Consider the following 17,278-nt stretch of genomic DNA (forward strand, 5'->3'; position numbering starts at 1 on the left):
CAACAGGAGGCCTTGGTGACCACGTCGAAGTCGGACCGCGCGGCCGAGGAGTTCAAGGACGCGGCCCGGCGGGTGTTCGCCAGGCAGGGCTACACCGCCACGAAGATCACCGACATCACCGCGGAGGCCGGCCGTGCCACCGGCGGCATCTACCGGTACTTCGACTCGAAGGCCGCGGTGCTGCGGGCGCTGTCCGACGACTTCCTGGAGGCGCGGCGCGAGCGGGTCGTACACGCGTCGGGCCACGGCCACACCATGGAGACCGAGCAGGACGTGCGCGACCACGTGCGGGCGTACTGGAGGTCCTATCAGGACTACCTGGCCGAGATGGTGGCGATCCACGAGGCGGCCGCGTCCGATCCGCAGTTCGCCGAGATCCAGCAGCAGATCCGCGCCAAGGACCTCACGATCTGGCGTGCCCACATCAAAGAGCTGCGGGCGCACCTCGGCGTCCCCACCACCAACTCCGGAGTGCTGGCCGACATGGTGGTGAGCCTGCTGGAGAGCTACTGCTACACGACGCTGCGGCAGGGCAAGGCGGCGCGGAAGCACGTCGACACGCTCGCCTCGTTCGTCTACGGCGGCATCACGCGCTAACGCGGGACACCTCCCAGGAACAGCTCCCCGATCTCCTGGTTGGCCAGCAGCCCCTCGGCGGTGTCGGTGAGCAGCACCCTGCCGCTCTCCATTACGACGCCGTGGGTCGCGATGCCCAGCCCGAACCGCACGTTCTGCTCCACGAGCAAGACCGTCATCCCGGACGACCGCATGGCCTCGACCGAGTCGCGAACCAGTCCGAGCGCCTTCGGATCCAGTCCTAGTGACGGTTCGTCGAGCAGCACCACCCACGGGTCGATCATCAGCGCGCGGGCGAACTCGACCATCCGGCGCTGGCCGCCGGACAGGTTGCCGGCCGGGTCGGCCGCTCGTTCGGCGATGATCGGGAACATCGCGGTCAGCTCGTCGTACCGGCGGCGCAACAACTCCTTGTCGCGCCGCCGCACGTAGCCGCCGAGCAGGACGTTCTCCCGCACGGTCATCTCGGGGAACAGCCCGTTCTGCTGTGGTACCTGCACCACGCCCGCAGTCAGCACGTCGGCGGGGTGCAGGCCGCTGATCACCTTGTCTCCCAGCCTGATGCGGCCGAGCCGGGGCTTCAGCAGGCCGCTCAAGGTGCGCAGCACCGTCGACTTCCCGGCGCCGTTGGGGCCGACGACGCACGTCACCGAGCCCTCTTCGACGGCGAGGTCCAGGCCCTGCAGCACATCGCCGGATCCGTATCCGGCGTACACGCCCTCGATGGTGATCATGAGTTCGTCCCGTGGAGTTCCCGGAAGTCGGCGCCCAGGTAGGCGTCGAGCACGAGCGGGTCCCGCTGGATCTCCTGCGGGGTGCCGGAGGCGATGCGGTGGCCGTTCGCCAGCACGTGCACCTCGTCGCACAGGCTCAGCACCAGTGGCATGTTGTGCTCCACGATCAGGAAGGTGGTTCCGGACGAGTTGAGCTGCCGGATCAGACCGGCCATCTGCTCGATCTGGGTCGGGTTGATGCCACCGGCCGGTTCGTCCAGCAGCACGAGGTCCGGGTCGGGCATGAGGACCTGGGCCAGTTCGACGAGCTTCTGCTGGCCGTACGAGAGGCTGCCGGCCGGTTTGTCGGAGTAGTCCGCGAGTCCGATGAACTCCAGCAGCTCCACGGCTTTCTCCGGCCGGCGAGCACCGGCGAACAGGTTCTCGCGCACGGTCAGCCGTGGGAACAGGCGGGTCAGCTGGTAGGTGCGGGCGAGACGAGCCGGCCGCGAGACAGTGCCGGAGTCGGCACGCAGGGTTCCGTGGACCAGGTTGAACACCGTGGTCTTGCCGGAGCCGTTCGGACCGATCAGGCCGGTGATCGAGCCGCGCTTCACGTCGAACGAGCACCCATCGAGCACTCGCAGCCCGCCGAAGCTCTTGTGCAGGTCGATGACCTCCAGCAGCGGCGGACCGAACGTCCTGGGGCCGGACGGCCGCGCGACCGGCAGGTGGTCGAGGCGCTTGCCGACTGGTGCCGTCGCGGGCGCCCGCTTCAGGCCTTTCTGGATCTCCGGCAGGATTCCGTGCGGCAGGAACAGCACGACCAACAGCAGCACCCCGCCGAACAGCACCAACCGCCACGCACCCGCGTCCGGACCGGTGAACTGCTGGTTGGTCCACTGCGAGAACGGCTCGACCAGCAGGGCGCCGATGACCGGGCCCCACAGCGTGCCCGCGCCGCCGAGCAGGGCGGCGAGGACCAGGGTGATGCTCGCGACGATCGTGAACATCGCGCGAGGGTCGAGGAACGACAGGTAGTAGCCGTAGATGCCACCGGCGACACCGATCGGCACGCTGCTCGCGACGAACGCCAGCAGCTTGTGCCATGCGGTGTTGATGCCAAGGCCCGCGGCCTTCTCCTCGTCGTCGCGGATCGCCAGCAGGCCGATCCCGAACCTGCTCCGGCGGATCGCCCACGACATCAGCAACGTCAGCGCCAGCAGCCCGAGGAGTGCGTAGTAGAAGGGCCAGTTGGCGTAGGCGGCGTCCCAGGTCGGGATGGCCAGGACCAGGCCATGGCTGCCGTTGGTCAGTGAAAACCAGTTCACCGCGACGATGCCGAGCAAAGCGAGCAGTGCGAACGTCACGATGATGAACACCGTGCCGCGGGCCCGTGCGGTCACCAAGCCGAGCAACGCCGCCAGCATGCCCGCCACGACACCGCCCAACGGCACTGTGAGGAACGGCGACACGTCCCAGGAGTTCGCGAGAATGCCGGTGGTGTAGGCGCCCACTCCGAGGAAGGCGCTCTGCCCCAACGAGATGTAGCCGGTGTAGCCACCCATGACGTTCCAGCCGCTGGCCATGATCGCCAGCAGGAACACCATGATCAGCATGTTCTGGTAGTAGCTGTCCACGAAGAACGGCGGCACACACGCGATCACCAAGACAGCGATTGGGAGAAGTTTCCTCATCCGGCCATCACGTCCCTCCGGACCGCGCGCCCGAAGATCCCCTGCGGGCGCACCAGCAGCACGACGATGATCACCACGAACGGCACGGCGGTGGCCCATGCCGTCGAGACGTACGTCGTGGTCATGGTTTCCGCGATCCCGAACAGCAACGCGCCGGCCAGGCCACCGGCGAGGCTGCCCATGCCGCCCAGCACGACGATCGCCAGGCCGATGCCGATCCAGCGGTCACCGGAGTCCGGCGTGAACGGCGCGAGCACCGAGACGATCGCCCCGGCCGCACCGGTCAGCGCGACACCGATCGCGTACGTGGCGACGTTGACCCGCTCCACCCGGATGCCGGTCAGCGTGGCGCCCGTCGGGTTCGCCGCGGCGGCCCGCACTCCCCTGCCGAGCCACGTTCCGTTCAGCAGCAGGTACAACCCGCCGAGCAGCCCGCAGGCGATCATGAACCCGATCGCCTGCACGGTCGGGAACACGATCGGCCCGAGCCGGAACGAGGAGTTCACATAGGACGGTGACACGTTGTGCGGCTCAGCACCCCACACCAGCGCCAGCACTCCCTCGATGATCATCGCCAGCGCGAGCGTCGCCAGGATGATCGACGCCTCTCCGCCGCGCCAGGCGAACCGCATGACCCCTTGGTAGAGCAGGCATCCGAGCGCGAACAGCACCGCGCACACCAGCGGTATCGCGAGGAACGGGTCGAGTCCGGTGGAGTTCCAGACGGTGTAGGTGAGGAACGCGGCGGCGACCATCAGGCCGCCGTGTGCGAGATTCACGATCCGCATCACGCCGAAGATCAGCGAGAGACCGGACGACGCGAGCGCGTACACCCCGCCGACCAGCACCCCGAACACCAGTGACTGCACGAAGGTGACCACGTCACGCCCACCCCGGCTTCGGGCGCACGACGTTCTGGGTGGTGGCCGCCTCGGACGGCGCGACCACCTCGATCTGCCCCTTCTGCCACTGCACCAGCAGCATCGACGCCTTGGGCACGCCGCGTTCGTCCCACGCCAGGGTTCCGGAGACCGTCGGCACCGAGTTGGCGTGCAGCCACTGCGCGATGGCGTCCTGGTCGATCTTGCCGACGGCCTTCACGCCGGCTTCCAGCACCTGGGTCGCCGTGTAGGAAGAGGCCGCGTCCTCGGTCGGTTCCTCGTTGAACTGTGCCTTGTACGCCTCGACGAACTCGGCGTTGCCCGGTGTCCTGGCCTTCGGGTGCCAGGCCGCGGTGGTGAAGATGCCCTCGGTGTTGCCCTTGCCGATGCCGTCTGGGAACGTCAGCGGATCGGACGGCGACTTGGTCTGGAACAGGAACTTCGGGCTGAACCCGACCTTCTGGAACGACCTGATCATGCCGACACCGTCCGCGGTCACCGCGCCGTGCACCACCAGGTCCGGGGCCGCCTGCGCGATGATCGACGCCATGGCGTCGAAGTTCGCCGTGTCCGCCGGGTAGTTCGTGCTGTGCACTGTCCTGATGCCGAGCGCCTCGAACTTCTGCTGGAAGATCTGCACCGGAACGTCCGCGCTCGGGTCGTTCTGCGTCGAGTACGCGGCCGTCTGCGGCCGATCGCCCGGTGGCAGCGCCGAGATGTAGTCGACGAACCGGTCGGGCACGTCCTTGGTCGTGCCGGGTTGGGCGAAGAACAGCCGTTTGAGGCCGCGTTCGAAGATCTCCGCGGCACCGCCGGAGGGTTCGATGTAGAGCATGCCGTGCCGCTCGGCGATGGTGGACGCCGGCAGGTTCAGAAACGACGAGAAGGTGCCCAGCAGCAGATCCACGCGGTCCTGGCTGATCAGGCGGTTGTAGTTGGCCACCACGGTGTTCTGGTCGAAGCCGTCGTCGAGCACGACGAACTCCACCTGCCTGCCGAGCAGCCCACCGGCCGCGTTGATCTTCTTCTGCCACGCCTGGTAGCCCTGGTAGCCGGGCTTGGACACGTCCGCGACCGGGCCGGTCAACGGCAGCGAAGCGCCTATCCGGAGTGGTCCTGCGCCTCCGCTGCCCGCGTTGCCACCGCTGCACGCCGCCAGGAGCACGGCGCCGGAGCCGAGGAGAAAGGTTCGCCTGCTGAGTTCTGGGATGCGCCGTTGCATGTGAGTCTCCAGTCAGAGCTGGGTCGGGTAGTGCACTCCGGTGAGCCCCGGCACGATCACCTTCGCCGGGTCGTTGTCGTTCGCCACCAGCTGGTCCACCGCGAAGTCGGTGACCGCCGCGGACAGCAGCTGACGCGGGTCCTCGAGCACGAGGCGCAGCCTGCCGACGAGCGCGGAGAAGTCGTCGGCGGAGCGGATGACGGACGGGGTGTGGCCGTCGGGTTCGAACCGGGGGTGGCCCGGGAACATCGTGCCGCCGAGTTCCACGGTCGCCCTGATGCTGGACCAGAGCGTGCGGAGGCCGGTCTCCATCGCCGCCACCTGCGAGACGTCGCCGTTGACGGGAGTGTCGAACACGGGCGCGTGCGGCGCCATGTAGAGCCGTTCGAGCGGAAGCTTGCCGCGGGCGGCGCCGAGGATGAACGTCGCGACGCTGCTGGTGTTCCAGGTGACACCGGCGGTGGGTCTGCCCTGCCTGCCCGCGATGAGGACCATCGCGTTCGGCCAGTCGAGGTCCCACTCGTCGAGCCACCGCAGGACGCGGTGCGCCGCGTCCATGCCGGCCAGGAAGAACGTCGCCACCATCATGTGGTTGATCGGGACGGGCCCACCGTCGAGGTAGTCGCGGTGCAACGTCTCCGCCGACAGATAGTCCTCTTCGGACAGTGCACGCTCGAGGTATCTGGCGGTGACGGCGCACGAGTAGTCGACCATGTCGGCGATCTGCTGTTCGAGGCCGCGAAACGCGTCCACGGCCAGCACGTCCTGCCAGAGCCCAACGCTGTTGGCCTCGCGCGCCTTCCGCACATCGGCCAGCAGCTGTTCGCCGTCCTGCCGCCACGCGTCACCGCGCATCTCGCGGATCATCACGAGTGAGCCGACCGCGGGGCCGAGGTGCGAGATCCCGGTCAGCTCCTTGAACCCGCGCGCGCCCAGCCGGAAGCTCTCGACCTCTGGCGGCCAACCGGATCCGGGGAACAACGCCAGGTCACGCCCGGTCGCGACGATCAGCGGGTCGTTGCACGCCCGCTCCCGGTGCGCCTGCGCGAGCCGGGCCCCGATGTTGTCGGGGCCGCCGGTGTAGGTCTCGAACAGCGCGGTGAGCTCGGGGCTCGTCACGGTGTCCACCGGTAGATGACCGTGTCGGTGCGGAACCTGACGTCCTCGGTGAGGCTGTTGGACACCGCGACCAGGTCACCGATCACCGACACGGCCGTGCCGCCCGACGTCGGGAAGTGCGCCACGTCGACGAGCACCTCTCCGTCCCACTCGTAGATCTGCGACTCCTGCCGGGTGACGGGGTTCTCCCGCGGGCCGGTGATGAAGTTGACGCGGATCAGGTAGCTGCCGAACATGGCGAACTCACGGCCGCCCGGGCCGCCGAGGACCTGGTGCAGCGTGAAAACGCCGTGGTCCCAGCGGTAGAGCAGCGAGTCGTGATCGATCACCGCGACCGCCAGGTAGAGCAGGCTGTCCGATTCGAACGTCGCGAACGCCCGGCCGCCGGAGGGCGCCAGGGGCTGGTGTTCGACGAACCGATCGCCGGTCCAGCGGAACAGCACCGATCGCGCGGCGTGGTCCGCGTGCGCCAGGTAGTGCTCGCCGTCCACTTCGAAGTGGTGCCAGTTGTACGACCACTGCGAGTCGACGACCTGGAACGGGACGAACTCCGCGCCGTTCCACTCGAAGATCACCGACGGCCGGTTCTCCTCCGGGCGCACGGTGACGCCCTGTGCCAGCGCGAGGAAGTCCCGGTCATCGATCCGGAAGTGCCTCCACTGCTTGGCCGCGTATGTCGAGATCTCCTGGAACGGCTGGAACTTCTCGCCGTCCCAGTGGTGGATCACCGAGTTGGTCGCGTACTGATAAGGCCCGCCGCCCGTTCGGATGCTCGCCACCGCCAGGTAGACGGCGTCGCCGATGGTGAAGACCTCGGCGTCCTCGCCTCCCGGTGCTGGAATCCGCTGGTACTCGGCGTACCCGCCGGGTTCACGGACGAGCACCAGCAGGTCCGTGTCGCTGTCGCCGCCGTTCATGCCGGGCGGGGTGCCCTCGGCGTCCATCGCGAGCTGCGGGATCGCCAGGAACTCGCGGTCACCGATCGTGAACGGCGTGACGCCACGGGCGCCCGACGTGGGTATCCGCCACAACTCGGTCAGGAGAGCCACCCGCACCACCTCGTTCGCAGTGTTGAATCTGAATTCATTTTCACGGTAGCGTCGAGCCTGGCTGTGACGCAAGCAACGATCGGGGAGGCACACCGTGAGCTCGTTCCTGCAGCGATTGCACGAGGGCAGGCCGACGCTGATGCTGTCGATCCGCAGCGGCCGGACCCCGGACGTGGTGCGGATCGCCAGGGCCACCGGGCATCACGCGGTGATGATCGACCTGGAGCACTCGACGATGTCGCTCGACGTCGCCGCGCAGCTCTGCGCGACCGCCGCCGACCTGGGGCTCACGCCGTTCGTGCGGGTGCAGGAACGCGAGTACGGCGCGATCGGCAGGCTCCTCGACTGCGGGGCGCAGGGCATCGTGGCGCCACGCGTCGACACGGCTCTCGAGGCGCGGACGGTCGCCCGTGCCTGCCGGTTTCCGCCGCGCGGGCAGCGCTCCCAGCTCGCGATGGTGCCGATGCTGGACATGCGCCCGACGCCCGCGGCCGAGCTCAACCCGTGGCTGGACGAGTCGACGATCGTGCAGATCCTCGTCGAGACCCCGGACGGCGTCGCCGGCGCGCACGAGATCGCCGCGATCGACGGCGTCGACATGCTCGGCATCGGCGCGAACGACCTCACCGCGGAGCTGGGATCTCCCGGCGACCACACCCGCATCCGCTCGCACGTCGCCGAGGTGGCGCAGGCGTGCCGGGAGCACGGCAAGCTGCTGCAGCTCGGCGGCGTCGGCGATCTCCAGCTGCTGAAGTCGCTGCTCCCCCTGGGCGTCTGCCCGCTGTTCATGACCGGCACCGACACCGATCTCCTGTACGCCGGCGCGTCCGCACGGGCCGGACTGGTTCTGAAGGAGTTCTCATGACGATCGCCCAGACCACGCCGATGCGTCCGGCGGACAGCAACTCCAGGCCTGCGTTCGTGCTCCCGCCGGGCAGCTGCGACACGCACTTCCACGTGTTCGAGGCCGGCTATCCGCACGTCGACGAGCCGCAGTACACGTTCCCGGACGGCACGCTCGACCAGTACCTCGCCGTGACGCGGTTCCTCGGCATCGAGCGAATGGTGCTCGTGCAGCCGACGTTCTACGGCAACGACAACAGCCTCACCCTCGACGTGCTGGGCAAGCTCGGTGACCGGTGCCGCGCGGTCGTGCGGATCGAGGAGGACCTGCCCGACGCCGAGCTGGACCGGTTCCACGAGCTGGGTGTCCGGGCGATCCGGCTCGACCTCTTCGCGCGGGCCGACTGGCCGGTCGCCGACCTGACCGCCTACGTCGAACGGATGGCCGAACGGGCCCTGCCGCGTGGCTGGCACCTGCAGTTCTACACGCCGGGCGCGGTGCTGGAGCGGCTGCTGGACTTCCTGCCACGCCTGCGCGTGCCGTACGTCGTCGACCACATCGGCTACGGGCTCGACACCTCAAAGCTCCTCGGGCTGCTGGCGGAGGACAACTGCTGGATCAAGCTGTCCGGCGCGTACCGGCTGGCCAAGAACCTCCCGCTGTCCACTGTGGAACCACTGGTGGCCGCACTGGTCCACGCCCGGCCCGACCGGCTCGTGTGGGGTTCGGACTGGCCGCACCTGCCAGACGGCCAGCGGGACACCGGCGAGCTGCTCAACCTGCTCACCCGCTGGGCACCCGCCGATCTGCGCAGGATCCTGGTCGACTCCCCCACCGAACTGTTCTTCTCATGACCATGGCCGCGGAGGAGTTCAAGGACGCCGCCCGGCGGGTGTTCGCCAGGCAGGGCTACACGATCACGAAGATCACCGACATCACCGAGGAGGCAGGCAGGGCCACCGGTGGGATCTACCGCTACTTCGAGTCCAAGTCTGCCCTGCTCAAGGCACTAGCGGACGACTTCCTCACCGCGCGGCGCTCGCACGTCGTGCACTCGTCCGGCGATCACCACACGATGACGACGGAAGAAGACGTCCGCAAGCACATCAGGGCCTACTGCCAGACCTATCGCGACTACCTGCCGGAGATGGTCGCGATCTACGAGGCGGCCGCGTCCGATCCCCAGTTCGCTGTCCTGCGCGAACAGATCCGCGAGGGCGACCTGAAGATCTGGCGTGACCACGTCGCCGAGACGCGCGCCCACTTCGGCAGGCCGATCGCCGACGCGGCGGGAATCGCGACGATGATCATCAGTCTGCTGGAGCTCTACTGCTACAACTCCCTGCACCTCGGCACGACGAAGGCTGACGAGGACGCGCTCGCGGCGTTCATCTACGGCGGGATGACCCACTGAGGAGCACCTCCACCTGGAGATACCGTGATCGAACCCCTATGTGCGAAGGTCACCGGATGACCGCCGAGCGTGCCGCAGACCGGGTCGCCGAGCGTCTCACCGCGCTCGACGAGCTGCTGCGCGAGCGCGACGGGCTGCTCACCGTGATGGACCGGGTGGTGGCCATGCACGGCACCGCCAGGCTGATCCGGACGATGGTCGGCGCCGACTCCGGGTTCGTCGCGGACGTGGAGGCCCCGGACCGAGCCGTCGTCAGGTGGATGTCCGGCACGAGGACCGACCAGCTGCAGAACCTCGTCGTGCCGATCGGCCAGGGCATCGGCGGCCGGGCGCTCGCGCTGGGCACCGCCGTGCGGGTCACCGACTACGTCAGCTCACCCGCCATCACGCATCACTTCGACGCGCAGGTGCGGCATGAGGGCATCGGCGGGATGCTCACGGTGCCGATCATCGACCGGGAGGGTCAGACTCTCGCGATCGCCTACGCCGCCATGCGCAAGTCCGCCACGTTCGGGGACTTCGCGGTCGACCGGATGCACGAGATCGCGGGACAGGCCGCGACCGCGCTGCGCATCGCCGACGCGACGGAGGCCCGCGAGGCCGACGCGGTCGCCGCCGAACGCCAGCGGATGCAGAGCGCCCTGCACGACTCGGTCGGCGCGATGTTGTTCCTGATCGGGGTCCAGGTCCGCGACCTGCACAGGTCCATTGAGGACAATCCGGCGATGGTCGATCGGCTGCGGAAGCTGGAGTGCGACGTCTCCGCGGCTTCCAACGCGTTGCGGGAGTCGCTGCTCGTGATGGCCGAGACGACACCCGAGCGAGCGCTGCCAGTGGAAATCGCCGAGTACGCCCGGTCGTTCGAAGCCCGCACCGGTGTGCCGGCGCGGTTCGTCCAGCTGGGCAACGTGGCACCTCTCGACGCCGAGCGCACGACGCTGCTCGTGGCGGTGGTCAGGGAAGGCCTGCTGAACGTCGAGAAGCACGCCAACCCGCAGTCCGTGATCGTCAGTCTCGGCTCGTGCGAGGACGGCGGTGTGCACGTGGTCGTCGCGGATGACGGCACCGGAGACGCGACAGCCACGCCCGGCAGCGGCCTCGGTATCAGGACTCTCGCCGAACGTGCCGTGCGCCTGGGCGGGCACGTGAGCCTTGTTCGGGACGACGACGGAGGCTGCACGCTGCGCGGCTGGCTGCCGCGATGACGGCGAGCGTGTTCGTGGTGGACGACCACCCGGTCGTGCGCGACGGGGTGACGTTGCTGCTGCGGTCGGATCCGACGCTGCGGATCATCGGTTCCGCCGAGTCCGGGCGCGCCGCGATCGAGCGGATCACCCACCTGAAGCCCGACCTCGTGCTGCTCGACCTGCGGCTGCCGGACATGCTGGCGCCAGAGGTCATCGCGGAGCTGCGCAAGGTCCACCCGCCGGGCAAGATCGTGGTCTTCACCGCGCACGCCGATCACCACGGCATCACGGCTTCCTTGGAGGCAGGTGCGAACGGCGCACTGGTCAAGGACGTCGCAGGTACGGACCTGATGGCCGCGTTGCGACAGGTGCTGCGCGGCGAGCGGATCATCGATCCGCGGATCACGCCACACCACGCCCAGCGTTCGGAAGCGTTGGCGCGCAGCGGGTTGACCCGGCGCGAATACGAGGTGCTCCGGTTCGCGGCGCAGGGTCGCACGAACCCGGAGATCGCAGAGTCGACCGGTCTGACTCGCAACACGGTGAAGACCTATCTGCAGTCCGCGCTGCACAAGTTGGGCGCCCGCAACAGGATTGAGGCCATCGGCAAGGCCAGCGAGGCCGGTTTGTTATAACCGACGTCTCCACCTGGGGGTGTGGAGACGCACGGGGTTCTCCGCAGACTGTCGGCCGACAGGAGCGGAGGGATGTCAGTGCTGACAGTCCGGAATCTGCGGGTGCGCTACGGCCGTTCGGTGACGGCGCTGCACAGCGTGGATCTCGACGTTCCCGGCGACGGTGTGCTGGCGGTGCTCGGCACGAACGGCGCGGGAAAGTCCACTCTGCTTCGCGCGATCTCGGGAACGCTGCGGCTGCACCGGGGTTCGGTGCTCGCCGGAACCGTCCACTATGGATCCAGCAGGACCGACCGGCTCGATCCTGCTGAGATCGTCCGTCTCGGTGTGGTCGGCGTTCCGGAAGGGCGTCAGATCTTCGGTCGGATGACCGTCGCCGAGAACCTCCGTGCGGGAGGGGTCGCTGCCCGGTCCGCGGCGGACCGGGCGGCGGCTGGGCGACGGGTGCACGCGCTCTTCCCGGTGCTGGCGGACCGCGCGTCCCAGAAAGCCGGCCTGCTCTCCGGCGGCGAACAGCAGATGCTCGCGATCGGCCGGGCGTTGATGTCGGGACCGAAGCTGTTGCTGCTCGACGAACCGTCACTCGGACTGGCGCCCAAGATGGTCGAGCGGATCGGCCAGACCATCCGGGAGATCCACGCCCAGGGCACCGCGGTCGTCCTCGTCGAACAGAACGCCGCGATGGCGCTGCAGGTCGCTGACCGCGCTGTCGTGCTGAACGTCGGCACCGTCGCGGCGTCCGGGTCGTCCGCCGAGATCGCCGACCACGTGCACCACCACTACCTGGGTGTGCCCGCGCACGACCGCAAGTCGCTGGCCAGGTGGTCGTGATGCTGAACGTCGACGAGGTGACCCTCAGATTCGGCGGTCTCGTCGCGCTCGACGGGGTCTCGTTCACCGTCTCCCCCGGTTCGCTGCACGCGCTGATCGGCCCGAACGGCGCCGGGAAGTCCAGCTGTTTCAACGTGATCAGCGGTCTCTACCGGCCGACCTCCGGGATCGTCAGGCTGGGTGACGAGGACCTGACCAGGGTCCGGCCGCACCGGCTCGCCCGGCTGGGGGTCGGCCGAGCCTTCCAGAACACCGCGCTCTCCTCGCACTCCACGGTGCTCGACAACGTGCTGCTCGGCCGGCACGTGCTCACCCGCGGCGGGTTCCTCGCGTGCGGGCTCGGCCTGACCCGGCGGGAGGAACGGCGACATGCGGTGCGTGCCAGGGAGATCTGCGACTTCCTCGGCATCGGTGACACCGTCGACCAGCCCGTCGGCGCACTCCCCTACGGCGTGGTGAAGAAGGTGGACATCGCACGGGCCCTGGCCGTCGAGCCGTCATTGCTCCTGCTCGACGAACCCGCGGCCGGGCTGAACCTCGAGGAGACCGCCGAACTCGCGGCCACGATCGGCCAGATCCGCGCCGATCTCGGCATCGCCGTCCTCTTGGTGGAACACGACATGGAGCTGGTGATGGGCATCGCCGACCGGGTCACGGTGCTCGACTTCGGGCGGGTGATCGCCGACGGCACCCCGGCCGAGGTGCAGAACGATCCCGGCGTGATCAAGGCCTATCTCGGGGTGACGACGTGACGACCTTCCTGCAGTTGCTCGTGAACGGACTCGGCAAAGGCGCGGTGTTCGCGTTGCTCGCGCTGGGGTTCGTGGTGATCTTCAAGGCGACCGAGGTGGTGAACTTCGCCCACGGCTCGCTCGTGCTCTTCGGCGGCTATCTCGTGCTGGTCACCAAGGACACGCTCGGCTGGGCCGGCGCGGCGGTCGTCGGAATCCTGAGCGCCGGGATGCTGGCCCTGGCCGTCGAACGGTTGCTGCTGGCCCGGTCCCGGCACGCCGACCCGTTCAGCCTCGCGCTGCTGACCATCGGAATCGACGTGATCATCACCGAGGAGGTGGTGCGGCGACTGGGCGTCTCGCTGCCGTTCATCGGTGACGCCTGGGACGCCCAGCCCCTGCAGATCGGTGGCATCACGCTCTTCCGCACGCACCTGGTGGCGTTACTGGTCGCGGCCGTGCTGATCACCGCGTTCTTCCTGCTGCAGCGGTACTCCAGCTGGGGCATCGCGATGCGCGCCCAGTCGGAGAACCGGGAGGCCGCTGCGCTGGCAGGGATCCGGAGCGCACGGGTCACCGCGTCGGTCTGGCTGGTCGCCGGGCTGCTGGCCGGGATCGCGGTGCTGTTCATCGCCACCCAGGACTTCTCCGGCTCCGGCCTGTCCCGCGGTACGCACTCGATCGCACTGGCGGCCTTCCCGGCCGCGATCATCGGCGGTCTCGACTCGACGGCGGGCGCGATCGTCGGCGGCATCACCGTGGGACTGGTCGACGCGCTGTCCACGCACTACATCTCGTTCGCCTTCGCCAAGAGCGCGATCTTCCTGGTGATGCTCGTGGTTCTCGTGGCGCGGCCGGCCGGGTTGTTCGGCACGAGGGAGACAACCCGTGTCTAGACGACTTCTGTGGCTGGCGGGCGTGCTGGTGCTGCTCGCGTTGCCGCTCTACCTCGAAGCGCAGTGGCTCAAGGCCGGTCAGTACATGATGATCGGCGCGGTGGGCGCGATCGGGCTGACGCTCCTAACCGGTCAGGCCGGGCAACTGTCGTTGGCACACGGGTTCTTCCTGCTGGTCGGCGCGACCTCCTACACCGTCCTTTCCGGACCGGGCGACAACCTGGTCGGCCTGGGACTGGATCCGCTGCTCGCGCTGATCGGCGCGGTGGTGGTCACGGCGCTGACCGGCATGGCGTTCGCCCCGGTGGCCGGGCGTCTGCGCGGGATCTACCTCGGCGTCGCCTCGCTCGCGTTGGTGTTCCTGGGGCTCTACCTCGGGCAGGAGTGGGAGACGCTGACCGGCGGCACCTCCACCGGGCGTGCCCCGGCGGCGTTCGAGCTGTTCGGGTTCTCGTTCTCCAACTCCGGCGAGTTCGTGCTCGCGGGTGTGCCGATCCGCGGTGCCGAGCGCATTTGGTACCTGTTCCTGGCGCTGCTGGGGATCTCGTACGTGCTCGCGCGCACCGCGGTCCGCACGAGGGTCGGCAGGTCTTGGCGGGCGGTGCGGGACAACGAGGCCGCCGCCACCGCGATGGGCGTCGACGTCGCACGCACCAAGGCGGCGGTGTTCGCGGTGTCGTCGGCATATGCGGGCTTGGCAGGCGTGATGACGGTGCTGTGGTTCGACATTCTCAAACCCGATGAGAGCGAGTTCGGCACCTACGGCGTGAACACGTCGATCGCGTTCCTCGCCATGGTGATCATCGGCGGGCTCGGTTCCGTGACGGGCGCGGTGGTCGGCGCGCTCGTCGTGTTCGGCCTGCCGCAGCTGCTGACGCTGTACTCCACCGACCTCGGCTGGTTCACCGGTTCGATCACGCCGGTTCTGGTCAGTTCTTTCGTCTACGGCGCCGCCATCGTGCTCGTCGTGCTGTTCGAACCCGGCGGGCTCGCTGCCCTCGGCCGCAGACTCAAGGAGTTGAGACGATGAAGAGAGTGCTGGTGGCATCGCTGTTGCTGCTCACCGCGTGCAGCACGAAAGCAGGCACCGCGACGGACACGAGCTCGGGCGGGGTGAAATCCGGCGTCGGCGTGACCGACACCGAGATCACGCTCGGTGTGATGACCGATCAGACCGGGCCGTTCAAGAGCCTGTCGACCGCCATCACCCACGGCAACGAGCTGTGGGCCAAGGACTTCAACGCGGCGGGCGGCGTGTGCGGGCGCCAGGTCGAGCTGGAGATCGTCGACCACGGCTACAAGGCCGACACAGCGAAGACGCTCTACCCGCAGATCGAGCCGAAGGTGCTCGGGTTCGTGCAGCTGGTCGGCTCGCCGATCATGGCCGCGCTCGGCAAGAACCTCGAGGCGGACAAGCTCACCACCACGCCGGCCTCGTGGTCGTCCGAACTGCTCAGCAACCCGTACGTGATGATCGTCGGCACCACCTACGACGTCGAGATGATCGACGGCCTGAGCTACCTGCAGAAGCAGGGCATGATCGCCGACGGTGACGCGGTCGGGCACATCTACGTCGACGGCGAGTACGGCGCGAACGGCCTGCGCGGCTCGAAGTACTACGCCCAGCAGCACAACCTGAAACTCTCCGAGGTCAAGATCACGTCGACCGACACCGACCTGACCAACGTGGTCACCGGCCTCAAGGGCCAGGGCGTCAAGGCGATCCTGCTGACGACCACGCCCACCCAGACCGGTTCCGTCGCCGCGGCGAACAAGGCGCTCGGGCTGAACGTCCCGATCCTGGGCAACAACCCGAGTTTCGACCCGGTCCTGCACCAGAGCCCCGCCGCCGGGGCTTTGGACAAGATGTACGTCGTCGCCAGCACGGTACCGTTCTCCGCCGACATCGCGAAGGCGAAGGAGATCGCGGCCAAGTACACCGCGGCCGGGTTCAAGGAACCGCCGCACGCCGGCGTTCCGTACGGATATGCCGTCGCCGAGGTCTGGGGCACTGTGCTCAAGAAGGCCTGTGAGAACAAGGACCTGACCCGCGACGGCATCCACGCCGCGATGCAGCAGACGACTTCCGCCGACACCGGTGACCTGGTCGCCTCACTGGACTTCGGCAAGGCGGGCGCACCCGCGACCCGTCAGGTGTACGTGGCCCAGCCCGACGCCTCGGCACCGGGCGGCCAGAAGTACGTGCAGCAACTGTTCGAGGCCGACCAGGCCAAGACCTACAAGGCACCCCACGAAAAATGATTCCCACCTTCAGCACCGACGAGCTGGCCGCGCTCCAGCTCGAGCGTCTCCAGTGGACACTCCGGCACGCGTACACGAACGTTCCGCTTTACCGGCGCAAGTTCGACGCGGCCGGAGTGCATCCCGACGACTGCCGCAGCCTCAACGACCTCGCGAAGTTCCCGTTCACCACCAAGCAGGACCTTCGCGACTGCTACCCGTACGGCATGTTCGCCGTGCCGGAGCACGAGGTCAGCCGCATCCACGCGTCCAGCGGCACGACCGGGCAGCCGACCATCGTCGGCTACACCGCCGCCGACATCAGCACCTGGTCGGACGTGATGGCCCGGTCGCTGGTGGCGGCGGGAGCCCGTCCCGGCGACAAAGTGCACGTGGCGTACGGATACGGCCTGTTCACCGGAGGCCTCGGCGCTCACTACGGCGCCGAGCGCCTGGGCTGCACGGTGATCCCGGCATCCGGTGGGATGACCTCGCGGCAGGTCCGTCTGATCACCGACCTCAAGCCGGACGTCATCATGGTCACGCCCTCGTACCTGCTCACGTTGCTGGACGAGTTCGAACGCGCCGGCCTCGACCCCGCTGCCAGTTCGCTGCGGATCGGAGTGTTCGGCGCCGAGCCGTGGACCGAGCAGATGCGAACCGAGATCGAGGGCCGGTTCGCGTTGGACGCCGTCGACATCTACGGGCTGTCCGAGGTGATCGGTCCCGGTGTGGCGCAGGAGAGTTCGCTGACGAAGGACGGCCTGCACATCTGGGAGGACCACTTCTACCCCGAGGTGGTCGACGCGGTGAACGGGCAGGGCGAGCTGGTGTTCACGTCGCTGACCAAGCAGGCCATGCCGATCATCCGCTACCGCACCCGCGACCTGACGACGTTGTTGCCCGGTACCGCCCATCCGCCGTTTCGCCGGATGACCAAGGTCACCGGGCGCACCGACGACATGATCATCCTGCGTGGCGTCAACGTGTTCCCGACCCAGATCGAGGAGATCGTCCTGACCACGCCCGGCACCGCGCCGCACTTCCAGCTCGTGCTGTCCAAAGCGGACCGAATGGACCACCTCACCGTGCGGGTCGAGGCCGTGCAAGCCATGTCCGGCAACGAGATAGCCGCAAAGATCAAGAACGACATCGGCGTGACGGTGAGCGTCGAGATCCTGCCGCCGGGCACCCTGGAACGGTCCTCCGGGAAGCTCCAGCGGGTCATCGACCGCCGGTGAC

Annotated in this window: 18 protein-coding genes; 12 read left to right on the plus strand and 6 right to left on the minus strand. The window is 68.3% G+C overall.

Going from position 1 to position 17,278, the window contains the following annotated elements; translation table 11 throughout:
- The first annotated feature begins 15 nt into the window (after positions 1-15).
- Positions 16-597 (plus strand): TetR/AcrR family transcriptional regulator, encoded by a 582-nt coding sequence (locus ACWGE0_RS12705; protein ID WP_452261035.1) that lies wholly within the window; start codon positions 16-18, stop codon positions 595-597.
- Here the strand turns inward: ACWGE0_RS12705 and ACWGE0_RS12710 are convergent.
- The 6 genes from ACWGE0_RS12710 to ACWGE0_RS12735 are packed head-to-tail and all read right to left on the minus strand — an operon-like array spanning position 594 to position 7,257.
- Entirely contained in the window at positions 594-1,310 is a 717-nt protein-coding gene (locus ACWGE0_RS12710; protein ID WP_452261036.1) for an ABC transporter ATP-binding protein, read from the minus strand. The genes ACWGE0_RS12705 and ACWGE0_RS12710 overlap by 4 nt on opposite strands.
- Positions 1,307-2,986 carry a branched-chain amino acid ABC transporter ATP-binding protein/permease gene (locus tag ACWGE0_RS12715; protein WP_452261037.1) on the minus strand — a complete coding sequence of 560 codons (1,680 nt, stop codon included), beginning with the start codon at positions 2,984-2,986 and terminating at the stop codon, positions 1,307-1,309. Before ACWGE0_RS12715 ends, ACWGE0_RS12710 begins: the two co-directional genes overlap by 4 nt.
- Positions 2,983-3,867, minus strand: a complete 885-nt coding sequence (locus tag ACWGE0_RS12720; protein ID WP_452261038.1) for a branched-chain amino acid ABC transporter permease — start codon at positions 3,865-3,867, stop codon at positions 2,983-2,985. The genes ACWGE0_RS12715 and ACWGE0_RS12720 overlap by 4 nt, the downstream gene beginning before the upstream one ends.
- 1 nt (position 3,868) lies before the next feature.
- Positions 3,869-5,089 (minus strand): amino acid ABC transporter substrate-binding protein, encoded by a 1,221-nt coding sequence (locus ACWGE0_RS12725; protein ID WP_452261039.1) that lies wholly within the window; start codon positions 5,087-5,089, stop codon positions 3,869-3,871.
- A gap of 12 nt (positions 5,090-5,101) precedes the next feature.
- Entirely contained in the window at positions 5,102-6,217 is a 1,116-nt protein-coding gene (locus tag ACWGE0_RS12730; protein ID WP_452261040.1) for a DUF5624 domain-containing protein, read from the minus strand.
- Positions 6,205-7,257, minus strand: a complete 1,053-nt coding sequence (locus ACWGE0_RS12735) for a hypothetical protein (protein WP_452261041.1) — start codon at positions 7,255-7,257, stop codon at positions 6,205-6,207. Before ACWGE0_RS12735 ends, ACWGE0_RS12730 begins: the two co-directional genes overlap by 13 nt.
- Positions 7,258-7,351: 94 nt before the next feature.
- Between ACWGE0_RS12735 and ACWGE0_RS12740 the strand changes: the two genes are divergently transcribed.
- From ACWGE0_RS12740 to ACWGE0_RS12790, 11 genes are all read left to right on the plus strand, one after another.
- A complete protein-coding gene (locus ACWGE0_RS12740; RefSeq protein ID WP_452261042.1) occupies positions 7,352-8,122 on the plus strand; it encodes an HpcH/HpaI aldolase family protein in 771 nt (256 codons plus the stop codon).
- Entirely contained in the window at positions 8,119-8,955 is an 837-nt protein-coding gene (locus ACWGE0_RS12745) for an amidohydrolase family protein (protein WP_452261043.1), read from the plus strand. The genes ACWGE0_RS12740 and ACWGE0_RS12745 overlap by 4 nt, the downstream gene beginning before the upstream one ends.
- Positions 8,952-9,515, plus strand: a complete 564-nt coding sequence (locus ACWGE0_RS12750; protein WP_452261044.1) for a TetR/AcrR family transcriptional regulator — start codon at positions 8,952-8,954, stop codon at positions 9,513-9,515. Before ACWGE0_RS12745 ends, ACWGE0_RS12750 begins: the two co-directional genes overlap by 4 nt.
- A 56-nt stretch (positions 9,516-9,571) precedes the next feature.
- Positions 9,572-10,720: a GAF domain-containing protein gene (locus tag ACWGE0_RS12755; protein ID WP_452261045.1), complete on the plus strand. Its 1,149-nt coding sequence runs from the start codon at positions 9,572-9,574 to the stop codon at positions 10,718-10,720.
- The gene (locus ACWGE0_RS12760; RefSeq protein WP_452261046.1) at positions 10,717-11,337 is read left to right on the plus strand and encodes a response regulator; all 621 of its coding nucleotides are present in this window, start codon (positions 10,717-10,719) and stop codon (positions 11,335-11,337) included. The genes ACWGE0_RS12755 and ACWGE0_RS12760 overlap by 4 nt, the downstream gene beginning before the upstream one ends.
- A 78-nt stretch (positions 11,338-11,415) precedes the next feature.
- Positions 11,416-12,168, plus strand: a complete 753-nt coding sequence (locus tag ACWGE0_RS12765) for an ABC transporter ATP-binding protein (protein WP_452261134.1) — start codon at positions 11,416-11,418, stop codon at positions 12,166-12,168.
- Positions 12,168-12,920, plus strand: a complete 753-nt coding sequence (locus ACWGE0_RS12770) for an ABC transporter ATP-binding protein (RefSeq protein WP_452261047.1) — start codon at positions 12,168-12,170, stop codon at positions 12,918-12,920. The genes ACWGE0_RS12765 and ACWGE0_RS12770 overlap by 1 nt, the downstream gene beginning before the upstream one ends.
- Positions 12,917-13,795, plus strand: a complete 879-nt coding sequence (locus ACWGE0_RS12775) for a branched-chain amino acid ABC transporter permease (RefSeq protein WP_452261048.1) — start codon at positions 12,917-12,919, stop codon at positions 13,793-13,795. The genes ACWGE0_RS12770 and ACWGE0_RS12775 overlap by 4 nt, the downstream gene beginning before the upstream one ends.
- Positions 13,788-14,825, plus strand: a complete 1,038-nt coding sequence (locus ACWGE0_RS12780) for a branched-chain amino acid ABC transporter permease (RefSeq protein WP_452261049.1) — start codon at positions 13,788-13,790, stop codon at positions 14,823-14,825. Before ACWGE0_RS12775 ends, ACWGE0_RS12780 begins: the two co-directional genes overlap by 8 nt.
- Complete coding sequence (locus ACWGE0_RS12785; protein WP_452261050.1) at positions 14,822-16,057, plus strand: ABC transporter substrate-binding protein; 1,236 nt, start codon at positions 14,822-14,824, stop codon at positions 16,055-16,057. The genes ACWGE0_RS12780 and ACWGE0_RS12785 overlap by 4 nt, the downstream gene beginning before the upstream one ends.
- A complete protein-coding gene (locus tag ACWGE0_RS12790; RefSeq protein WP_452261051.1) occupies positions 16,054-17,277 on the plus strand; it encodes an AMP-binding protein in 1,224 nt (407 codons plus the stop codon). Before ACWGE0_RS12785 ends, ACWGE0_RS12790 begins: the two co-directional genes overlap by 4 nt.
- Position 17,278: the final 1 nt, after the last annotated feature.

This window comes from Lentzea sp. NPDC054927, from assembly GCF_053610285.1.